Source organism: Fictibacillus barbaricus, assembly GCF_031457135.1.
Lineage (GTDB): Bacteria > Bacillota > Bacilli > Bacillales > Fictibacillaceae > Fictibacillus > Fictibacillus barbaricus_A.
Map to the genome: position 1 here is coordinate 48,256 of NZ_JAVDWA010000006.1, position 22,953 is coordinate 71,208.

Consider the following 22,953-nt stretch of genomic DNA (forward strand, 5'->3'; position numbering starts at 1 on the left):
TATCGCAGTCAACTTGCACCAATACAAATGGGGGCTTAGCTCAGCTGGGAGAGCGTTTGGCTGGCAGCCAAAAGGTCAGCGGTTCGATCCCGCTAGTCTCCACCATACATAAAGCTTCAAACCCCTTGTTATATAAGGGGTTTTTATTTTTTATAAAATTCGAATGAATTCTATATGGTGAGTCAAAATGTCATTTTGGTCACGCTTTGGTCACAAGGCGCTTTATTCGAAGATTTCATCAATTTTCCGAACTGCTTCCTCTTGCATGGTGGGAAGGACATGTGAATACGTATCTAAAGTAACTTTAATATTACTATGTCCTAGTCTTTCTGATATTACTTTAATATTTACACCTTTTGAAAGTAATAGTGTTGCGTGAGTATGTCTTAAATCATGGAATCGAATTTTAGGGACCTTTGCAAGTTTAATTAATCTATTGAAACTTCTTCTAATGTTAGATGCATTATGCGGAGATCCGTGGTGGGTGCAGGCAACAAGATCAAAATCTTGATAAATTGGACCTAAAGTTTCTTTCTCTTTTTCGATTAATAAATTATGTTCCTTTAAAGCCTTAATAGCTGACTTGGATAAATCAACTGTACGTTTACTCGATTTTGTTTTTGCACCTTGTTTAAAACTTTTACCATCATGACTTAATGTTTGCTTAATATATAACGAACCTTTTTCAAGATCCACGTCTTTCCATCTTAAACCCAGTATTTCACCTTGTCGCAAACCAGTAGCCAAAGCTAATTTAAATACAATATAGCAGAAATCGCCTTTTGCAACTTTTAAGAATTGATTTACTTCTTCGTTGTTCCATACTTTCATTTCCGAATTATTAGTTTTCGGAAGTTTAACTTTTACTGCTACGTTTTTGTTAATTAAACTAAAGTCCACAGCATGCTCTAATGAATTTCTAATAATCTCAAAATACTTTTTAATAGTACAGCTGCTTAATCCTTCATCATACAAATTATCAATGAAAGATTGAATGTGAATGGAAGATAATTTTGATAAGGTAATATGTCCAAGTTTTGGTTTTATTCTTTTTCGCAAGCAATTTTCATAAACTACGACTGATTGGGTCCCTATACTGTTTTTCTTGGTGTTAAACCACTTTTCTAAATAATCTTTATATGTCATTTTAGTGGGTTCAATATAAGTACCTTTGTTTATTGCATTAATAGCTTCAACCAAAGCTTTCTCGGCTTCTTTCTTCGTTTTAAACCCCCTTTTCTTTTTTTGTTTCCTTAAGCCCTTTTCATCTTTTCCAAGATCTAATACATAGTACCAACTATTTCCGTTTTTCTTTATTGATCCTCTCATTTCAATCTCTCCTAACTTTATAGAAGAGAGTGCTTAAAAAGCACATCTCATATTTGAGATGTGACATGTATGCCACCTCAAATATATAAAATTAATTTAAAAATTACAATTATTTCAATTTCATCTATACTACTAAAGTCCATAAAGCCAATTAACAAACACTCTCTTTAAAATCTTGATTCTTTTTCCTACCCTAACTGAATGAAACTGTTGGGAGGAGATTAGCTCATAAGCTTGTCTTCTTCCAATTCCTAAAATAACCTGGATATCTTCTACATTTAATACATCCGGATAAGCTTCTAAATCTTTCATTGTTATTACTCCTTTCAGTTGCTAAAGATATTAAGCTGGTTAACACAAAAAAAAACTCTTTGGACATTAGAAATACACACTTAAATCATGTGCTATTCTAAACTCCAAAGAGTTCAAATTAATAAACATTCCCGCTGACTAATAATTAGCCGCCAATAAAATAAAGGCGTCCCCCAAAAAGGAGGACATTAAAAAAATTTAAGAAAGGTTGCTACCTTATATTGATTTAACCATATTTGGAAAATTTAATCAATCTATGTTTATATTTTTATTTTAACGTTAAAGAAAATACCCTCAAATCTTCTTCTACAAACTCGTATTTGTCTATTCAGTGAGGTAAAAATATCATTGGACGGTTTTTACCGTCTTAAACAAAAATAATAATACTAAATTTATAGATAAAAATCATATTTTTTTAACTTATTAATAACTTCTTGATCATCCGGCTTCAACCTATGAGCATATTTAAAATATCCCCTAGCTTTTTCGTACTCTCTTTTTTGCTCATATGCTTGACCTAATTTTTTTACTACTAACCAAACTCCCGGAGTCTCTTGATTTATATCTTCTAGAATCTTTATAGCTTTATCTTCCTTATTACACAATCCAAAGCATATCGCTAAGCGGTAACGATAGTCTATAGACTTAGGCTGCTGTTGCACTAATTGTTGAAAGATTTTTTGAGCCTCTTCGTATTTCTTGATCGAAAATAAAATTCTTGCTTTAAGTTCTTGCATCGAGGTGGAAAAGTTTTCTCTTCTTGTTTCTTCAACATCATATACATTTATTTTATCCAATGTCATTAATGCCTCAAAACGACGATCTGTTCTAAAGTAAACATATGATAACTGAAGAAGTATGTCGGGATAAACATGATCATTTGCAATCTCAGTTTGAAGAATCTTTTCTGCAATCTTAAATTTCCCTAACTTACAATTAGTTATTGCTAATTCAAGAGCATCCCTTTTTTCAACAAGGGTAGCTTTTGGTACATACTTTTCTCTTGCTTCTTGATGGAGATGCTCTTCTATAGCTCGTTTAAAATCCTTTCTCAGCTCAGCAACACGTTGATAACGGTCCTCTGGATCACGTGCTAGGGCTTTTAGGATTACTTGTTCCATTTTTTCATGGATGGACTTATTTAATTCTCTTGGACGTGGAAAAGGCTTATTATGAATGACATCTAGAAAAGTATCATGCGGTGTTTGCCCTGTTAGAAATTGATAGAGAATAGCTCCAAGTGAATATATATCTGAATTTAGAAATCTTTCCTTTGAATTAGCTACTTCTGGCGCTATATAAGCATATGTGCCCGCACCATCAATTGACTTTACAAAGATATCTTCAATTAAGCGACTTGTCCCAAAGTCTGTAATTTTTACTTGTTCGTCTTTAACTAATATATTATCCGGTTTAATATCTCCATGAGCTATCTTCAAATCGTGCATGAATTCTAAACCATCTAAGATCCTCTCGAATATTTCATACACTGTTTGGAAAGTACGAAGAGAGGATATACCAGTGCTTGTTAACTCTTGGGATAATGGATGGCCTTCGAAATATTCCATCTCAATAATGAAATATCCGTCGACCCGACCCATATCATATATTTGAATTAGATTAGGATGAGAGAGACCCTTTAGCTTCAATCCCTCTGTCAATACCTTATCTCCCTTTTCTTGGCTTTTAGGTATTTTTAAAGCTACTGTTTGACTGTTATCACGCCGAACAGCTCTCCAAACTTGACCAAAAGTCCCTTCACTTACATACTCTTGAAGAACATACTTATCCCCTAATTCCATATCCTTTTTTAATTCTAGTATATATCGTTTCCGTACCATACTACTTCACCTGAATCCATTGATTAATCGTTATTTTCTCCTTGTTACCTTTGGCAACAGCTTGAAACACTAAATAATCACTTTCAAATGAATTAATACCATTAATATAGGTGCCATTGGGTAAACGAAAACCTTCATCAAATATAGAAATATATTTTTCTATATTTTTCGGCACTATTCCACTGTGGGACCAATATACGAATAAAATAATAGGAAGATTACCGCCAAGTTGGTGATAGGCAATCAATAGGTTTTCGATTTTTTCTCTTAGTTTATCATTTTTAGCTTTTGAATTTTCAAACCTTTCAAACTCAGAAACTAATACCGGCTTTAGGTCTTCCTTGTTATACCAAATCGAATCAGGTCGAACTTCACGGGTTATACTGTGACCAAATCTTCCATTAATAGAATACACAGGATACTCAGATACTGCTATATATCCATCTAACTGTCTCCCTATTTCAGTGATATAGTTTAATCCGATAGAATGAACGGTTTCTGAATAATCTGGCACTCCTGAAACAGAAAGCATCGGAAACCAATTATCACGTATATTGCCGTTTTTAAATTCTTGGATAATCCATTCTTTTATTTCGCCTTTAGCCATTAAAGATTCCCCATTCTTTAACAACCTCTGGGGATTGACCACCATGAACAAGGGCTTTCGTACCTACTTTTACCAATAATGGTGCTGGAATAGAACGACCAGTAAGTAAGGCTTCACCTGTAGATAGTGCAGGTAATTCGTCTATATCAGCTTTTGTAAGCATATCTGAAGTTTTTGTAATAAAACGTTGATCATCTGGATTTTTTAAACGCATAGTAATAATAGTGTTGCACTGTGAAGTTACATCAGCATCTAATTTTGATGGACGTTGAGAAACAATCGCAAAACCAACACCAAATTTTCTTCCCTCTGCTGCAATTTTCTTTATTATTTTCTTTGATATGGTTGGAGTACCTGCTGGCGCATAGTTATGTCCTTCTTCATAAACTAAGAAACATGGACGAATTGGTCTTTGTTTATCTGCAGCAGCACGCATAATTTCGCTAGACACTAAAGCTGTTACAATTTGTTTCGCATCATCCGATATCCCTTGTAAATCCACAATAATTAACCGACCATTTTTTTCATTCATTTCACCAATTAAATTGTATATATCAGTCGGCTCTCCAATTGCTCTAGTGTAGAAGCTTTTAGCTTCGTTAATAACTCGTTTTAATTTCATAGAAGCGACAGCCGCACTCCTACCGTTCAGAGCACGTGATTCAGCATCAGAAAGATCATCCCAACTTTTAAGTTCTTCTAAATCACCAGACAATAACTCTCGTAAATCTTTAATGTCTCTTGGTGGATGTGGATACTTGAATTTCCAGTAACGAAGTGCAACATCCAGTACTCGTTGTTGAGGTTCCGTAAGACCCGGTAAAATTTCTTCAAAATCGTCCATTTCAAAACGGTCAAACTGTAAGGCAAGGTGATTGTTTTTACCAGAATATTTGTAATCAAACTCTTCCATTTGTGGGGTATATACTTTAATACCACCACCAGCTTCTTGCAGTTTCTTTAGTCTTTTTTGAATAAATAGGATATTTTCCTTTTCTTTTGGATCCTCAATATGTTCTAAATCACTATTGAAATGAACAGTTCCTTTTTCAAATGCTTTCCCGTATTCACCATGCGTGTCAAAGACTACTACTGTACCGTTCATTTGAGCAACTAGTCTTTCAATAATGCGTCCAACTGTATATGACTTACCTGATCCAGTCATCGCTAATACAGCTAAGTGTTCTGTTACTAATTTATTTACGTCCATATAAACCGGTACTATATTTTCTCCGCGTTCATAACCAATTAGGTTTCCAATTGCAATGCTTTTATTCTCATCAAATTGATAGAATTTAGCGAGAAATTCATAATCTACTCCCAAAACTTTACTACCAGGATCTAGCGGTCTTCTTGGAATACGAATTTGACCAGTCCTAGTCTCTTTATATCCTACAAGATCAATCGTCCCAAAAAGTGTTTCCCCAGTCATCTGTGTACCTGGCAGTAATTCAATGGAATTTAATCCATCTCCCATCTCACTGTTATAAAGAATGTTACTCCTAGAAATAGATGTTATTCGTCCAAGAACATATGTCACTTCTTCATCCTCTCGTTCTTGGTGAGAAATCTTGACAAATTCCCCACGTCTTGCAACAAAGCTATCATGTAGAACCATTTTTAAATCGTTTGGATTTCCTGTGTTTCCAATTAGCTTCCCAATATATTTATCTTGGCTCATAAGTTATCCTCCCCAAACAAATCAACTTCCTCGGTCCAAACACTTTCTACCTTTTCACTCTTAATCATTTCTTGAGCTTGTGACTTATAGTACTGAATAATTGTCCCGGTCTTAATAGCCTTTAATCCATAACTTGCATACCAAAGTGGCAGCGGTAATGCTTTTAATTGATCAATTGTATATAATGAAATCAAATAAGAGGTTAACTGATCGATTGATTCAGTTTGCCAGTCTCCTTTATGCCCAATTGCTTCAACTAACAGAGGCATTGTTCTCATACCAGCACGAAAATGAAAATTTATTACTCCAAGCTCTCTTACAAATTGAGGCTCTAAACGATTATCTGAGGTTAAGAGGTCAAATTCATAGGCAGCTGTTCTTGTTCGTCTTGTTAAAACTCCATTTAATAGTTTTTTTACACCGACTTTTTTTATCTTATCTAAAGACATGCTAAGCTCTGAAATCTCTTGTGTGACTAATGAATCAATCATATATTTATCAGTTTGTTCAGAGGTTAATCCATAGAATACCGAACCAAAACGTTTAGAACTAACTGAAACAATTTTGATCCCATTAGAGTTAAAAGGGTAAATCTCATGTTTATGTTCCTTCCAAAAATGTTTAATTCTCTCTTTACATGAGATATAGTCAAAGTGAAGTTCCTCATAGGATTCCAACGGTTCATCGCTTCGTTCTAGTATTAAAGGTGTATCTACAATTACTAGTTCAGGTCTATTAACTTCATTTAATAACTCTTCTAACAAATCATACATCTGATTAATATGAATAAATTTTAACTTTTTGGTTACATCAACGTCATCCGCTTCATCAATATCCACCAAACTATCTTGAAAGGTTTGATATACTACTCCATCTTGAATCGAAAGATCTTGGCGTAGCGCTCCTGCACTATAAAGGATTCCACCAAAAGCAGGAATTGTTTTACTTGCAGTAGCAATACCTGTGACATTCAGAGTTAATGGGACCTTCTTAGTTACTGTTCGAATTACACCACTATTACGAAGTTTTGGAGCTATTTGATCAATAAAACGCATTTTAGAACCCAGTTTGGCGACTGTACTTGGTAAACCCAATTGTATCTTTGCAACTAAACTATTCGCGATGGATATATCTCTTTTCTTATCTCCATGCTCCATCGTCACGCCTCCATCTCTTTATCTCTCGAACAAATGGTATATATCCTTTAAGATTAATATATTTTTCTCCCTTATCTGTTATTGAACCAGAATCCTCTAAAAGTCTTTGGTCTATCAACTTTTGAAGCAATTCCAAAGCTTTATTATGAGATATGTTTACCTTAAAGAAGTTGCTCAACTGCCTTGAGACAACTGTTAGTTCTAATACGTTTGCTGAAGCTAGCATCAGTATGTATTCATGAACAGGCGTAGGTATAAATGATTCTTGATTTTTGGTTGTTTCTTCATTTTTATTTTCTATTATTAATTCTAAAAACAACTTTTTACATATATCTTGCTTGGACATTAAACGATAATCTAGTAGTGGAACTGTTGTTAATGTGACACATCCACTTCCCGAATGTTCATAATGATCAATGGCGATAGTCTTACCGTTATCAAGTTCCCACTTTGATTTAGTATTAGTTTTAATTGATTCAATAACAGGAAGGCTGTTAAATGTATAGGCTTCAATTCCATGTACTGATAGCTCACTATTTAATTGAAGCAAAGAAACAATGTCCATTTGATGAAAAGGAGGGGAAACAATAAGTTGGTTCCCCCATTGTCTCCACCATTTATTTAATGATTGCAACTCCACTTCTGATAATTTAAACATGATAATTGCCGGAATAACGCAAATACCAGACATTAGTTCATTAATGTTTCGTTCGTCAACACTTATCCAGCTTTTTAACATTTTATATTCCGTTCTTTTTGTAAACTGCCGAATGATTTGGATGTTCATTAGGTCAACACCACTTTTGTTTTAATTAGGCCGAAGTTTTCTAGTTCTTCCTTTTCTCTCGGATAACTATTCCAATCAATATCAGCTTTACTTTTTACAACATCTTTAAAAAATTCAAATCGAACAAATTCAGCATTCTTATCATTAAAGAATTGTCTACCGTCTTCATCTAATTGTTCCATTTTCTTTTTTACAGCGGCTATTGTTTGTTCATAGCTATTCTCTTGGATTGCTGAACCGATTTCTGGCTGATATGGTAATTCATGCTGAATACGGTATATAAAATTAACTGAATCAATCAATTCTTGATCATAGTATCCATCACGAATTTTCCTCATAGAACTTTCTATTTGATTAAGCATTGAAATTAAAGATGTAATGTTATTTTTGTGTTCTTTTAATAACCTCTCACTATATTCAATTAGTTGAATTGGGTTACCTTTTTGTGTAAGATGGTAAGCATCTATTTGTTCATCAAACCCCGCTTCAAGGAAAATCTGAATTTCATGATAATTCGTATCTAATTGATTGGATTGAACTTTTTGTTGTACATCAATAGGAGCTGACTCAAAATAAGATAACCATTTCTCAACGATTGGCTGGTTTTCAACAAAGTAATCTACTACTTGTTTAAACTTTTCAAACATTTCGTCGTAACGACCAGATATCCCGCTGCCACCTTTCCATTCAACTTGATTTTGTCCTTCTTTTTTCAAGCCTATTTCACTAATCATTATGTTTAGTCTCTCTATTGCCTGTTTGTAATTAGCCAACCATAAATGATGTGCTAAGCTATCTGTCTGAGCAACCATTGTGTCTCGTTTAGAAGATTTTATATAATCCTTGGCATATTCTATTTCTGTTTGATAACGTTCTAAGGCATTGGTAAACTGGATAATGGGTAAAACATACTCTTTATAAGTACTTTTTGTTCTTACGAATTCAAGTTTCTCTTTTAATTTAGCTAGAATGTTTCTTTGTAAGGTTGAAATGTAATCATGGAATAATTGAACCAGTCGAAGCTTTTTCCAAATAGGCATATCATTGTCAGATATATTTAAAGTACTAATAATTCGTTCGTTAAACGGAATTGCGTTCCATTGTTCTTCATCATAAATAAACTTGCATTCGGAATCGAATGTTTGTAATAGTTTTAATTGCTCTTTCCAAGTATCAAGCGGGTTCACGTTATCAACTTGTAATGAAGAAAGATTAATCTCTTTTAATACTTCATTAATTACATCTAATCGACCACGGTGTTTATCAGCTTTAAGTATTCCTAGTCTGTTTTTATCAATAGTTTGTTTAAATTCATCAACTAACTTGTCGTATTCTTCATCACGCCACTTCTGAACTTTGTCACGTTGAAATTCTAATGTAGCTTTAACAACATTTTGAGCGTGAGTTCCACCTTGGACCTCAATGACTTTCAAATTCTGTAAAAAATAAATCCACTGCTCAATAATTTTAACTGGTTTGATTGTATCGACAGAGCTAAAAAAGAATGTATTTTGAATATCTTTAAAAACACGTCTGGTGTTCCCTATATAGGTTAACAATCCAGCAAAAGTTAAAGGGACATGAACCTCATAATCATCTTCATTGGTTTTTACAAATAACTTAGCACCCTCATATCCATCTTTATCTAGCTTTGCTCGTACTTCTGTTGCTTTTAAGACTTGGCAAAATCTATTATATTTTTCACTCTGCGGGAATTTCACCCCTTGTTTAATACCAAGTTCTGTAGAGGTTGCACTATGAATTAACATCCTAGTGTACCCTTCAGCTAATAAAGGTAGGTTATCTTCTTCTGCCTTTGTAAAGATTAAAGGTCTTAATACATAGCCTTGCTGATCAATTTGCTCAAACCATGCTCTTGAAACTTTTGCAATTTCATCGCGTATTGCTCTAATTTTTGCCTTAAAAGGCGTCGCTAATTGATGAGCAACTGGTCGAATATCCATGGCTTCGCGGTCTACGGATAATACTTCTAATACATTCTTCTGTAGATTTGTCACTTGAAAAAATATTACACATCTACCGGCAAGCGGGTAGTCCCGCTTGAACTTGTTAATATCGATTTCTGTATCAGCGGTAGACGATAAAATAAATATTGGATGTACACCAATATCAAGAAGATTACTTTCCGCTATGTCATTTAACTTTTCTAATCTACTAGCCCAAATGACATCTACAACCTTTTTTGGATGAACTCCTAAGTAAATATCTCGTTCAACATGACTCCTAAATCCACTCACTTGTCCTTTAATTTTAATTGTTTCAGTAGATGGATATTCTTGTTCAAATGCTCGAATAAACCCTAAAACCGTTCTTTCAATATCTTTTCCATAATCCTTTGTACGTTCTTTTAACAACTGCTGTAATTCTTGATCCTTTTCATCTACTAACAAGTAATTTGCAATACCTGTTTGTGCAGCATACCTACGATTTAAACGCTCAAGAAAGGCAAAATTCGGCCCAACAAACGTTTCTTTTATTACTTGGTCCGCTTTCTGTTCAAAATAACTATATAGAATCTCAGCCGCATCCACGACTTCGTCTTTCGGATAGAGTGTTCTTACTTGTGCAAGGAAAGTTTCCCTTTCTTTTCCGATGATAAAGTAATTATCTGGTGCATTAATAGAAAATGTTTCCAAACTACGTATTAACACATCTAAACTAAACTTCTCTCCTGTTGACTCATTGACAAAAAAATGATCAACATCTGGACGATATTTATTATTTACTAGATAAAATCCAAGATCACTTTTTGTAAGTGGAATAGCAATAAATTCTTTAAATAAAGGAATTCCTTGAAGGTTTTTCGCTGATAATAATACTTTTTGCTCTTGTTCAGTATATTCCTTTTTAGGAACCGGTAATTGACGTAATAATGCCTTTTTCAGCAACGGTTGATGTACAGGACTAGAATCAATATAATCAAGTTGCGAAATATCAATTAAACTATCTTTAAAACGCGGTACTGATTGAGAAAGATCTAGTAATATTTGTCCCGCTTCTGCTTCAGGATGATTGTCTAAATATTGATCACAATGAGCCATAATGACATTAAGCCAACCAAAGTTCCCTGCAGCAATTGTATAAGACGCTTCAACTAACCCTTCTGGATATTGACGAATCTTTCCTTCCCTTTGCAAAGATTCAATATAATCAGAGATATCCGCGTACGAATTCTGTGTCATCTCTAGCTTATCTCCACGACGATCTAATGCTTCTAATGACTTAATTTGATCACCAATTGCTGGAGAGCATAGTAATATAAATGAAACATTAGGATGCCTAGAGCGGCTATCTTCATGCTTAATAGCAGACGTTATAACTTTTATTGCTTCACCATCTAGTTTCTTTTTTCGCTCTTCATTGTTTTCATGTATTTCATCTCTAAACAATTCATATTCGGATTCCACTTCATCAACGATAATATGTAAGTGATCAATTGAAAATTGACTTAAATACTTCATTCCCTCTTGTACAAGCTTATCTAAGAGAGGAATATCTTCTCCTAATAATTGTTCTGGGGAATGTTGTCCTTTTTCAATAACCTCACCTAATCTTTGAGGTGAAAAACCAAGTGGAATTAGATTACTTTGTAAATGTTTTATAATACTCCCCTGAATTGTTGTCTCTACATTTTGATTTGCAAGTTTTGCTAGAGCAATATATGCTCCATAGCCCACCCAATTATCTCCATACAGATAATCCTCATTCATTTGTTCATAGCGTATATAAATTGGTAATATACGATCTTCAAAATCTTCTTTTAAAAGCCTGACTTCCTCTAAATCTCCATCACTATTTCGAATCGTCCAACCTTTATCAATACCAAGTACTTCGCTAATGAGTTCATAACCAATCCTTGATTTACCAATACCCCATTTAGCAATTAGTGTAAAAATACGAGACATCGGTGCATCTTTGATATCATTTAAAAAATTCTGATATGCTTGAAAAAACTCATGTTGTCCAACCATTGGCTGTAACACAGGAAAGGTAGAAACCCCATCTTTTAACCAAACTGATTTTTTCATGAATTGAACACTCCTTATCGGTGAATATCAAGCTTTATTAACTGATACTCGCGTTTTCCTAAATAACCTCTACCATGACGTGGTTGGCCTGATTCATGTGCAATTACAGTAAAAATTCCCTTATTTATACCATTTGTAATATAATAATCAACAAACCGAGAAAGCCCTTTATCCCAAGAAGGGTAATGTTTTATTAAAATTTGTTCTAAAGCTGGTTCAAGTGGGAAAAAGCCACGATCATCAGAGAGAAAAAGAATTGTTTCTTTTAATGTATGTACTTCATCTACTGAGTCTGTTTGAGTAATAGTAAATAACGAACCTAAATCATATATATCTTTAGAGACTTTTTCTTTATTTAATATTATTTTTCCTTCTTCATCTCTAATGAACCAATCTAGATATTCAAACAACTGCATAGGAGCGCGCATAAATGCTGTTAGGTTTGTAATAGCAGGTTCTCTTCCTCCAGAGCCAATAAAAGACCAACCTTCTTCCAACTCAACTTCTTTCTCTAGAAGAAATTTCATCCACTCATTACCTAATGCTTCCACTTTAAATTGTTCTAATAAATGATTCATATCATTTTTTTGTGGATTACTTGCAAAAGGATGATATGATGTACCTTCCATATCCAACTGCCATCGCCCAATAAAATCCAAAGGTGTACCATTAGTATTAAAATATCCACCATTTAAAAGCATATAAATAACTACTCTAACTCTTGGTGAAAAACGTAATAACTGCCTCGCTAACAACACTTCCCACCCATCATCATTTATATAGGAATTTACTATTTTTTTTGCATCCTCAGTCAGTTTTAAATGACCATCAAATCGTTCAAGGAAGAAGACACCTTTAATTTCAAATTGAGAAGTACGCTTAAAGTACTCATATCCTAATAATCCAAACAATTCTTTTGAACGATCAAGCTTTTTATCTTTTTCAATTACATCTTTATTTAAGTAAAATGAGGCAATTTCTTTCATTGATTTTGCTTCAGTTTGCTGTGGTATGCGTGATAATTGCTCACACCATAACTCAAAGTTGCCCGGTTCAATCCAAAAGCGTTCAATTGAAAGGCGAATATGTTTCATCTTTTTTCCCTCAATTCATCAATCCATTGCTCCAATCTCCCCCGTAGCTGTTTACTTTCCGCAATAAGAGGGATATATAAGCGAGTATGATAAATGACATCTTCTATTGTTGTTGGCAAACGATATTCATCGTCTACAATCGTAATTAATTTACGTTCAACAAGGTTGTGGAAAACAGTGTGTAAGTTACGCAATTCATTAGGAAACAGTAGATATTGATTTACCTTGCAGAATTCAATAGCAAATTCATCGAAGTTCCCATATCGAAACTCTTGATGATTACTTGCAGTTAATAATACATCAACACCATTCCCTACTACTTGAAAGCGTATAGCCTGAACTCCTTGTGCTTCGAAATTCTCTCGTACAATACAACAAAGGAAAACAAATAACTTCCAAGGATATGTAAAAATATGCTGAAACTGTGGATGTTCAATTTTACGTTCCAGTATAGAAGGAACTAGTGTATATAATGGCCGTACTTTTAATGTGCTAAGAATCAAATTAGTTGAGATTTTTCTGCCTTTTTGCCACTGGTCATCTATTTTCTTGCCGAGGTCTATATCTTCTATCACTTTTTCCTGCTTATATGCTTGAACATGCTTTAAATAAAACATTATACGTAGATAATGCGGCGAACCATCAAAAATAAGGCGATTAAAACTTTGGTATTGGCTTTCTTGTTGGTTAATACGTTTCTCCAATCTTGAAATTGAAAAACCGTTTACTTCTTTGATTTCTGCTAGTACGGAAATAGCGTATCCGGAAAATTTTGGTAAGCTACTTACAAATACTTCCATTCCACCTAAATCATCTGCTTCACTCATTTTTAATGCTGTTAAAAGTGTGACCTCCACTAAATATTTTTGATAATCATTCATAAAACACAAGATAGAAAATAAGTGATCCTTTTTAGATTGAAATTGATTACCATATGTAATCCAATTGTTAGTAATCAAGTATCTATCTTGTTGTAGTTCAAGTAAATTCATTTTCTCTAAAAAAGAAAGTGAAGCAATACATGGCATTTCTCCATAATCAAGGAGTCCTTCTAATATTTGATAAGTTTTCTTAACATCCAATAAATACACTCCCAAAGTATAAAAATTTTATTCTGCTTCAATGATTTTAGATTCCTCGAACGAACCCTCTATAAGAGATTCTACATCAGAAGTTGCCTCTAAAATTAATCTATTTGATGTATATAGTTTTTCTGTAAGATCTACAGTTATTTCATATAATTCCTTTACGATACTTTCTTTCACTAATGGGATTTTAATATTGTCTAAGAAATTTTTACTTATCCCTTTTTGAGCTGTCCCAGTTGCCTCTCTTTTTATTAGTACTTTACCCACTTCACTAATTAAGAAGTAATATATGAATGAAGAATAGTGCTTATAGGCTTCTTTTAATTTGACACAAATTGTATGTTCATTTATATATATATCCTCTTTTGTATAACATGGTGCCAATTTACCAATTGTCTCTCCATCTTTTGCGAATAAAATATCGGAAAAGTCAACTTTATTCAAAGGCGTTTCTATAACTGTTTTTATTTGTTCACCATTTAACTCCAAGAAATTTTCTGAAATATTTCCACTTTGAATAAAGTAAATTTTTTTCCCTATTTCTGACTCGTTCAGTCTGTTTCCAGTAAATGTATAGTTTATTAATTTTCCAATCGATATATATTCAGAGGAAATTTTTTTCATATGATTTTCAATCAATTGAAATATAACCCCATAATACTGACTATCCAAACGATTTAGAAACAAGTCCTCTGAGTTAATCCAGAATGATCTTTTTTCTAACTGATTGATTTTTAATGTAAGCTCTTCCAAATTTAATATAGTTTTAATTATCTGTTCTGCTTCTTTTCTTAATTGCAAAGCCTCTTCACGCATCTGTTCCGCTTTCCGAACTTTATCGCCAATATATGTTTGAGTCTTAAAGGAGGGAATAACTATCAATAAATCTCTTATATTTTTGTTAGTCAATGAAGGTTGCGCTCCACCATAAGAAAATCGATCCATTTGCTTCCTACAGTAACTAGTGTTTAAGAAAGCATAAATATAGTCAACGTCTACTTTGCTTTCGTCAAATGATATTCTGGTTAAGTTTTGTCCCATAGCAACTTTCGGTATCCCTTGTGGTACCTTACAAAGTTTACCTATGGTATGACCTACCCTCGTTATAATAATATTTCCTTCTTCTGCTTGAATTGCAGGTTGAGAATTGTATATTGATGGATCTACATCAATAACTGTTTCCCAATTAATCTTATTGTCTTGTATATTTTGAACTCTAATTAAAGGAATACCGCTTCCTTTATCTCTATAAGCATTTGAAGGAATACCTTGCCAACCAATAGGGGCATTCATAGTATTTATTATTTCACTTAATTTACTTTTACTTGATTTACTATTGAGTAGTACGTTGTGGGAATCAATAAATTTCACATCGTAAAATTTACTATCGAGCCGGTCTACATCTATCGTATCTCCCTTCGCCCAAACAATAGACGGTTTTTTAGAAACTATATTAAACCCCATTACAAAACCCCATTTCAATTCAATAAATCTTGATTTTAAAACAAAACAAACTAGTTCTAATAGAAAAGTTATATACCTTTTTTATAGGCATCCACTATTTTTAATAAGTCATTTCGGTCATTTCCTAATTGCACTTCAATTTTATTTTTAACATCAAAACCTATTTCATCTGCAACTCCCATAAAAACAGCACCTTGCTTTTCGTTTTCGTGTCCTTTCTTTTTTAAATATATAAAAGATGTCTTTGCACCGGTTCCTGAAAGTTGAAATGTCACAGTAGGAAGTGAAACGACTGCTTTAACAATTGCTTTTCCACCTTCGAATTCGCCTGTTATATCATTTTTCTTACCCATAAGGTATTCACGAACATACTTAAAACTCGAATTACTTAAAATCCCATCAGGGAGAATGATTATCAACTGACCTCCCGGCTTCAATAGTTGTAGATTACGGTCAATGAATAAAACTGCTTGATCTGTAGAGTTTACTTGCTTCCATAGGCCATTTGCATTTGGTTTTGAACCTAAGCAAAGCCCTTTCTTTTTGGCTTTACCTGTTTCATCAATACCTGTGCTATATAATTCTAGAATCGCATTACCCTCATCTGTTTTATTTGTAACTGATCCAGAACCAAACGGAGGATTTGTTACTATTAAATCAAAACTCTCTGGCTGTAATGATTCAGTCATTAAAGAATCTGTCACCCAGAATATTGGTGCTTTTGGTAATCCATGCATCGCCATATTTAAGCGAGCTTTTAATACCATGTTTCGCGTCTTATCTGCTCCAACAAAACTATGTTCCTTCATAAGTTCAAAATGCTTTTCCATTTTTTCTTTCATCGTTCCTGTGAATTGGGAAAGCATATACTTTTTAATACCTTCATAGCCCTTAATTAAAAATCCACCAGAACCACAAGTTATGTCGCCCATTCTAAATGTTGGTAATCCTTTTTCATCGGCTGTGATTAATTTTGAAGCTTCTTTTGGGGTAGATGTCAAATCATGCATAACCATTTCAATCATTGTTTCAGTTACTTGTCTTGGTGTTAGGTATGTAGCTTGACCAATTTTATTGTCATATTTACCACGCATTAGTACATCGAATAAACGACCTAATATATCCGCACTCACATTCTTCAATGTCGCTTTTACTCGGCTTCCATTTTCATCTTCAAAATCATCTAGTTCTTGAAATGTATTAAAAGCTGCAATAAAGTTAGCTGGATTTTCCAATCGAATATATTCATCTTCACTAAAGATAAAACATTCTTCACCAAGATCATTAACCGCAACATAATCCTCATGATTTTTTATTTCTTTAAAAGCATCTCGGATTTGTCTAACAGCTTCTTTTCCATTCTCTTTTATGTATTGATGCTTTAAAATATCAAAAATTCGGTATCCTGTATTTTTCCCTTCTCTTAAAACATAGTCTGGATGATATAAACGGAAAGTCTCCATGAAAAGCAATTTACTTAATTCATCGATAGCTTCGTTCGTACTGCTGATATTATCAGCCCCACCCGGTCCATATAAGCGTTCATGCAAATCATCAAATCGCTTTTGAAGAGTAGAGTACATCTTTCTTGACCATTCTTCTTGTTTAGAAATTTGTCGTTTTTCTTTTTTCGTTACATCAATAACAGCCGGTATTTCTGCAAGTGGATCTGACTCAATGCAGTCGGCATAATAATTCACTTCACCATTCGATGCCCAAATGAAATCCGGAGCCTCTTCATGATACTGCGCCTCTATTAAAGCAGCATCTTGTACTTCAAAAGATAAATCTGCTCCTTTGTCAAATACCTTTAGATAAACAATTTTTTCATCCCCAGTAGCTAAGAAAATCGTTGTGCCATCTTCTTCATGTATTTCTGGTTCAGAAAATGTACTATATCCCTTTATCATAAGTTGTTCTTTTAACTCTTCAATTAATGTTTGCATTATTTTTTCCTCCTTATTTTCGTTTTACGCGGATAATATTTTCTCTTGGCGATTCATATCGTCCCGTACTAACAGCCACTTCAATTGCCTCATTATGAGGCACAATCATATCACTTGGTAAATGTTCAATAATATTTGGATCGATCTTGGTAAGCGGCCGCTTTTCTAATGCTTTTTCAATAGCATCTAAAATGATCTGACGACGCTCATCGACTTTAACACTCCATTGACCCGTTTCTCTTTGAAAAATATTAGGGTCAAGATAGCAAAACAATTCGACTTGATCCTCATTCCAGTTCAGACCATGTTCTCGTGCAATATTCACTAATTGTTCTTTTGTTTTTGGCGTGTTTAAGTATTCATGAAAAATCATTATTTCAAACCTCCATTAACACATGGTCATTAATTAATACTTATTTTACTAATAATAATTTTGCTAAGATTAAGGGTTGGCAGGAAATATTCACCTAATTGTTCCATGATTATTAGCTTTGATATAGTAATCCAGATATTAGGCTCATAGTCTAGAAAAAGTCTACCCCTTATAATGCACCTATTTTTAGGAGGATTTCATTTGAGAATTTGTCATACATCCCGTTTTTATAATGACGAGTGTAACGTATTTCGTACAGACATTGGGTTCACTTCATTTTGTTTCAAGGTATGCATCCTCTTAATCTATTAGTTAGGAGTGTTTTCAGTTATCACGAGTTCATTGGTGAATGTTTGTATATCCTTTTCCAGTTGATCATCAGAATTTATTTTAATAGCTTTTTTAATTAAGTTTACTATTGTTTGCTGCTCTTGTAAGGTTGGAACCGGTACTTGAAGATCCTTTATATCTCTTAGTTTTATAAACTGCTGAGCTGCTCCCGAAGCTTTTTGCATTAGTTGATCTACAGCCCAGGGAGTTTGCAAGTAAAAATTTAAATACTCGGGTATTATATGTTCAGAATTACTCTCAACGATTGTAATGTGCTGATTGGCGATACTCCCTTCTAATCTTTGATCGACTAAAGCTGCCTTTCCTATTGTACCAACTCTTGATATTATAATGTTTCCTTTGTTTAAAACAGCTTTTGGATTATTCATAGAAAAATCTTCTTTTACATATATCATATCGTCTAATAAAATTGAGCTTTCATTCAAATTTTTGATTCGTACATAAGGTACTCCGTTCTCTTGATATTCTTTTGCAGGAATGGCGGCTCCTGACCGAAAATTTGCAAGACTATCAAGTGATAATGTTTGAACCGACCATTGTTTTTCAATAGGAGGAGTCATCAAAAAACATACATCCATACGATCTTCTAATTTTCCATAAGGTAATACCTTATATAGAGAGTTCCTGTTTTCACTATAAGAATCATACAAATCGGAGCGTATGCCCCTTTCAACAAAAATATCTTCAATAATTGCCTCTAATGGCTTTATTTGAGTCTGCATTTCAAACCATAAATCATATAAATCTCGAGCTCTATCTACCTTATTGAAATCTAATTCAAGAAACGGTAAATGAATTAATGATAAATCACTTATCTTAATCGTCGGAACTGCTGTACCTCTAGCTAATGAAATGAGGTTTCTACGAACTTCAGTGCTTCGTAAAATGAAATACAATAGTGATGAAATATTAGTTCCTTGTTTAGGTCGTAAAACTACAAACGAATTGTTGACTATGCTATCCGAATATTCCTTCTCAATAATTGCAACCAAGTTCCGTTCTGGCCGTACTGTAGAAAGAATGATGTCTCCTTCTTTTACTAAAAGTGATGCTCGTGTGGGAAGGTCTTCACCAAGTATTTGTTTACTATTAACAATAACGCCTTTTTCTGCTGAAACTGCACTCAAGTCGATATATGAGTATAATTGATTCGAAATAATATTCTTACGATTGAGTTTTTCGGGATTAATATTCACCCACTCAGTTAAAGGGGTACCTTCAGTATTATTATCTACGGGAGTTAGTAATGAATTAATAGACCAAACCTTATTCTCTAAAATTTCGTATGGCACAACCTTCATCATAGTCATTCAAGTGTACCTCCATTTTTCCAAGTCTTGTAACCCTCTACTGCTTCAGGAAATTGTTCTACACTCTCGCAATTGGCAAGAAAGAGATTATCAGCTATTTCCTGGTTATGAGTTTTCCTTCTTAAAACTAATAGACTGACTTTTACACCTGTATATGGCTTTAAGGTATGAGGGGGAAGACTAATTATCGCTTCCACTATCATTCGTTCCTTCAGCAAAGAACGTGTTATTTGAGCTGTTTCACTAAATAAAAATGATTCTGTTACTAATGCAACTACATACCCGCCAGGTAAGACCAATTCCGTAGCTCTTTCTAAAAATAATTCAGAAGTCTCAAGAAATTTTCTCTTTCCTGCATTCGTCACGGAGTATCTAAAGTATTCATCTTTCATTTTTTGAACTTTTCCAAAAGGCGGATCAACTACTACTACATCATATAAAGTGTTTAAACTGTTATTCGATTCAAGAGCATCACCAGAGATTGCATGAGTATTCTTGTGCCCACTAATAATGCTTAACATTTTAAAGTAATTAGCTGTAGACTTATTAAGTTCAATTGCGGTTAACTTCTCAATATTAGGATTACTATTTATCAAAGAATGAGCGATGCTTCCATAGCCTACTCCCATGTCTAGAATGGATAAACTGTCTAAATTTAAAGAATTAATGATGCTAGCAAATAATTCTCGCACAGTGGGGGAAGTCAGATATTCTCCGTAAAAGTTATTCCGTTCTATAAGATTGATCATTAATTGACCATACAATGTATGAGTTGCTGGAATTTCACCCAATTTCCAAATAAAGTGTTGAAAGTTTCTTTCATTAACTAATTGCCTTTCAACATGCTGATCAATTCCATAATGTTGATAGACGGCTTCCAATAATTCAAAAAAATTGTTTTGATTAATTTCACCCCATTGTTCAAGTGACTTATTTTCTAGTAAATATGATCGTGCCAGTAATCCTTGAAGGATGAGAAGCCATCCGTTTCTGGAGGGCATATCTCCACGAAAGTCATTTAATAAAACATGAAAAGTATTTTCAATTTCTTGTAGGTCTTCAACAAATAATTTTTCTGTTTTGAAAGTTGGATTTTCTATAGGTAGAAAAGTATCTGTTTCAAACCAGATTGTTCTATCCTGTGTAATCAGAAGGGCATACGGCGTTTGAAAAATTTCTGCATAGCTCATTAATTGTTTTTGAGCTGACATAGTAGGTTGTAGTTTGATTTCTACTACAACTTGAGGAACAAGTTCGTTGTCTGGGGTAACAGTGTAGCCCACTAGATCAACAGTTTTATTATTCATACGAACCCCTTGTTTAACAACCGGCAATCCCCTTTCTTTTAAAAATTTAACTATCTCCATTTCCATACTTTTTCCATTTAATTGAATCGTCAATTGGAAGCACCCTTTCTTCTTAAGCTGTTTCTTTTGTTTTTGTTTTGTATAAATTAAATGTCATGAGTTTCTTTAAATATAAATTTTCATGCTCTGTTTCTTTTCCTGATAGATAAGCAGCTTCGGAGATTGGTTCGATTGCACGGACCGCAGAAAGAGGTCCCTTTCCTTTTTTTACTCCAGGCATGGTACTTACAAGGTCAATGACATCCATTGAATTGAAGTAAGAAGGGGTTTTTAAAAATCTCGGTACACTTACTTCATTTCTGCTTCCTACATGGCCGTAATAGCAAACCACTTTCCAATACTTATCCATCAGTTACGCCTCCCTGATCTAACTATTTTTTTTTTACCATTGATGCGTTTTTGTTTATAATAGTAATATACCACCAATTTTTGGGTTTGTAAACGCGTTTTTTTAAAAAAATAAAAATAATTTACGCTCCAATGATAAAATATAAATAATCGTTAGATAAAAACAGCAAAAACATTATAAGAACCAAGCCAGCCCAATACATAATAGATGCGGTTTTGCGGGGCATCGAATCCTTGTCGTTAGGCGGCTGCATTCCTTTCGGTCTGCTTTTCGCCGCCTAGGGTGCGGTTCTTTTCCTTCCTTCGTTCTCTTCATTGTAACAACTTCGCTTATGACAGCCGGAAGGGCGTTCAGGGAAGGAAATCGGCAATGCCAAGTCGGCTAAACCACCGTAACCTTGCAAAGTACACAAGCTAACGCTGGCTAAGTCATTGGGCTTCACTCGTTTTCTAACGGAAAAGTCCGTAAATCATGACCTTTCCCTACCCCTCTCTGGCAAGTTCGCTTATTCGTAAGCGAGCCCTTCCCCCTGTTTGCGCGAATTGTTCAGGCTTCCTCAAACACGGAAGGGAGAGAGTTAAATGAAAACAATCTATGAAGTTGTGAGGATCAAACAAGTGATCAAGGAAGTGGAGTCAAGCGAAAAGTTCGTTATCCGTTCGCCGCAAGATGCTGCGGATGTTGCAGCTCAATTTATTGGAGATGATGACAGTGAGGTGTTCTTTGTGATGTGTCTTAAAACACGAAGAATCAAGTGGTTGCAGTGCATCGTTGCCATGTGGGAGGATTAAACGCCAGCATCGTTATGCCACGAGAGGTGTTTAAGACCGCAATTCTAAACAACAGTGCATCCATCATCGTGAGCCATCAGCATCCAAGTCAAGATGTCACACCATCTCGAGAAGGTATCGAGGTGACATCAAGGCTTGTAGAATGCGGAAAAATCCTAGGGGTTGAGGTACTAGATCATCTCATAATCAACACGAAAGCGAAATACTACAGCTTGAAAGAGAATGCTAGACTGTAAGAGCGAGGGAGGAAATCCTCCCTTTTTTTGCTCGTTTCTTCTATATTAAATAGAACTAGAAAGTTATATTTGTCTACCGGTACTTACATTCTATTAATTTGCAAAGATTGATGTATACTGTATACAAAGTATACAGTAGGGGATAAAATGAAACATACATCCAAAAAAATACTGGAGGTCTTTCCGGATATTGAGGAATGCTTGCTAGGAAAAGTGAAAGGGAACAAGGAAGTTAATCCTGTTAAACGAACGTTTCTGCAGCTGGGGACGTTTTTTGAAAATCCAAAACAGGAACATTTTGATCTTGCTCATTTGTATCCGTATTTAGATGATGACTGGCTGGAACTCGCATTAGAACTCATTACCCTTTATTTTTGGGAAGAGACGTATCTCATTCAAAAGCCTTCCTATAGTCTCATCAAAGATGGTTCGGAGTATTTAAATCAAACGGAGTTTGCTCGGTACTTGACTGATCAGGGAGTTCCATATGACCGGCAAAAACTGAACTTGTATTATGAACGAGGAAAAGTGCCTGAAGCCAATCTATTGTTAGGCAGTGGCAAAAAATATTGGCATCTATCCTCGGTACAAGCTTTTTATGAACAGGAAAAGAATCGTGCGAGTCAAAGAGGTTTGTGTGAATTGGCATGCTACTACTAATACAAGCAGGTGATGGTTGGATTGAGCCGGACATTGAGAAAAAAAAGAGTAAAATGGAGTATTATAAACTGTATCTTGAATTGGAATCTTCAATAATGAACTTAAAGAATTGCATGAAACAATGGAATTCGGTTTTTCTAAAGTAAATCAGCAACTGGATA

The 22,953-nt window shown here is 34.2% G+C and carries 17 protein-coding genes, 1 tRNA gene and 1 pseudogene; 3 read left to right on the forward strand and 16 right to left on the reverse strand.

What is annotated here, in order from left to right; translation table 11 throughout:
• Positions 1-29 precede the first annotated feature (29 nt).
• A tRNA-Ala gene (locus J2X07_RS15435) sits at positions 30-105 on the forward strand.
• 117 nt (positions 106-222) lie between these two features.
• Here the strand turns inward: J2X07_RS15435 and J2X07_RS15440 are convergent.
• From J2X07_RS15440 to J2X07_RS15515, 16 genes are all read right to left on the reverse strand, one after another.
• On the reverse strand, positions 223-1,329 hold the full coding sequence (locus J2X07_RS15440; protein ID WP_310260630.1) for a tyrosine-type recombinase/integrase: 1,107 nt from the start codon (positions 1,327-1,329) through the stop codon (positions 223-225).
• Positions 1,330-1,461: 132 nt separating this feature from the next.
• Positions 1,462-1,641, reverse strand: a complete 180-nt coding sequence (locus J2X07_RS15445) for a helix-turn-helix domain-containing protein (RefSeq protein WP_310260632.1) — start codon at positions 1,639-1,641, stop codon at positions 1,462-1,464.
• Between the two features lie 392 nt (positions 1,642-2,033).
• Positions 2,034-3,482, reverse strand: coding sequence for a protein kinase domain-containing protein (locus J2X07_RS15450; protein ID WP_310260634.1), 1,449 nt, complete (start codon positions 3,480-3,482; stop codon positions 2,034-2,036).
• A 1-nt stretch (position 3,483) separates the two neighbouring features.
• Positions 3,484-4,089 (reverse strand): hypothetical protein, encoded by a 606-nt coding sequence (locus J2X07_RS15455; RefSeq protein ID WP_310260636.1) that lies wholly within the window; start codon positions 4,087-4,089, stop codon positions 3,484-3,486.
• Positions 4,082-5,770: a helicase HerA domain-containing protein gene (locus tag J2X07_RS15460; RefSeq protein ID WP_310260638.1), complete on the reverse strand. Its 1,689-nt coding sequence runs from the start codon at positions 5,768-5,770 to the stop codon at positions 4,082-4,084. Before J2X07_RS15460 ends, J2X07_RS15455 begins: the two co-directional genes overlap by 8 nt.
• Positions 5,767-6,927 (reverse strand): hypothetical protein, encoded by a 1,161-nt coding sequence (locus tag J2X07_RS15465; protein ID WP_310260642.1) that lies wholly within the window; start codon positions 6,925-6,927, stop codon positions 5,767-5,769. The genes J2X07_RS15460 and J2X07_RS15465 overlap by 4 nt, the downstream gene beginning before the upstream one ends.
• Positions 6,911-7,714: a hypothetical protein gene (locus tag J2X07_RS15470; protein WP_310260644.1), complete on the reverse strand. Its 804-nt coding sequence runs from the start codon at positions 7,712-7,714 to the stop codon at positions 6,911-6,913. Before J2X07_RS15470 ends, J2X07_RS15465 begins: the two co-directional genes overlap by 17 nt.
• Positions 7,714-11,763, reverse strand: coding sequence for a hypothetical protein (locus J2X07_RS15475; protein ID WP_310260646.1), 4,050 nt, complete (start codon positions 11,761-11,763; stop codon positions 7,714-7,716). Before J2X07_RS15475 ends, J2X07_RS15470 begins: the two co-directional genes overlap by 1 nt.
• Positions 11,764-11,777: 14 nt before the next feature.
• Positions 11,778-12,857 (reverse strand): hypothetical protein, encoded by a 1,080-nt coding sequence (locus J2X07_RS15480; protein ID WP_310260649.1) that lies wholly within the window; start codon positions 12,855-12,857, stop codon positions 11,778-11,780.
• Complete coding sequence (locus J2X07_RS15485) at positions 12,854-13,939, reverse strand: hypothetical protein (RefSeq protein ID WP_310260652.1); 1,086 nt, start codon at positions 13,937-13,939, stop codon at positions 12,854-12,856. The genes J2X07_RS15480 and J2X07_RS15485 overlap by 4 nt, the downstream gene beginning before the upstream one ends.
• A 27-nt stretch (positions 13,940-13,966) precedes the next feature.
• The gene (locus tag J2X07_RS15490; protein WP_310260655.1) at positions 13,967-15,409 is read right to left on the reverse strand and encodes a restriction endonuclease subunit S; all 1,443 of its coding nucleotides are present in this window, start codon (positions 15,407-15,409) and stop codon (positions 13,967-13,969) included.
• 68 nt (positions 15,410-15,477) lie between these two features.
• Positions 15,478-17,355, reverse strand: coding sequence for an HsdM family class I SAM-dependent methyltransferase (locus J2X07_RS15495; protein ID WP_310260658.1), 1,878 nt, complete (start codon positions 17,353-17,355; stop codon positions 15,478-15,480).
• 13 nt (positions 17,356-17,368) lie between these two features.
• The gene (locus J2X07_RS15500; protein ID WP_310260660.1) at positions 17,369-17,728 is read right to left on the reverse strand and encodes a hypothetical protein; all 360 of its coding nucleotides are present in this window, start codon (positions 17,726-17,728) and stop codon (positions 17,369-17,371) included.
• A gap of 308 nt (positions 17,729-18,036) precedes the next feature.
• Complete coding sequence (locus tag J2X07_RS15505) at positions 18,037-19,389, reverse strand: restriction endonuclease subunit S (RefSeq protein ID WP_310260661.1); 1,353 nt, start codon at positions 19,387-19,389, stop codon at positions 18,037-18,039.
• Complete coding sequence (locus J2X07_RS15510; RefSeq protein ID WP_310260664.1) at positions 19,386-20,789, reverse strand: Eco57I restriction-modification methylase domain-containing protein; 1,404 nt, start codon at positions 20,787-20,789, stop codon at positions 19,386-19,388. Before J2X07_RS15510 ends, J2X07_RS15505 begins: the two co-directional genes overlap by 4 nt.
• 19 nt (positions 20,790-20,808) lie before the next feature.
• Entirely contained in the window at positions 20,809-21,105 is a 297-nt protein-coding gene (locus J2X07_RS15515; RefSeq protein WP_310260666.1) for a hypothetical protein, read from the reverse strand.
• Positions 21,106-21,686: 581 nt separating this feature from the next.
• Here J2X07_RS15515 and J2X07_RS15520 point away from each other — a divergent pair.
• Both J2X07_RS15520 and J2X07_RS15525 read left to right on the forward strand, forming a co-directional pair.
• Positions 21,687-22,132, forward strand: a pseudogene (locus J2X07_RS15520) (JAB domain-containing protein).
• A gap of 147 nt (positions 22,133-22,279) precedes the next feature.
• Positions 22,280-22,792: a hypothetical protein gene (locus J2X07_RS15525; RefSeq protein ID WP_310260668.1), complete on the forward strand. Its 513-nt coding sequence runs from the start codon at positions 22,280-22,282 to the stop codon at positions 22,790-22,792.
• Positions 22,793-22,953: the final 161 nt, after the last annotated feature.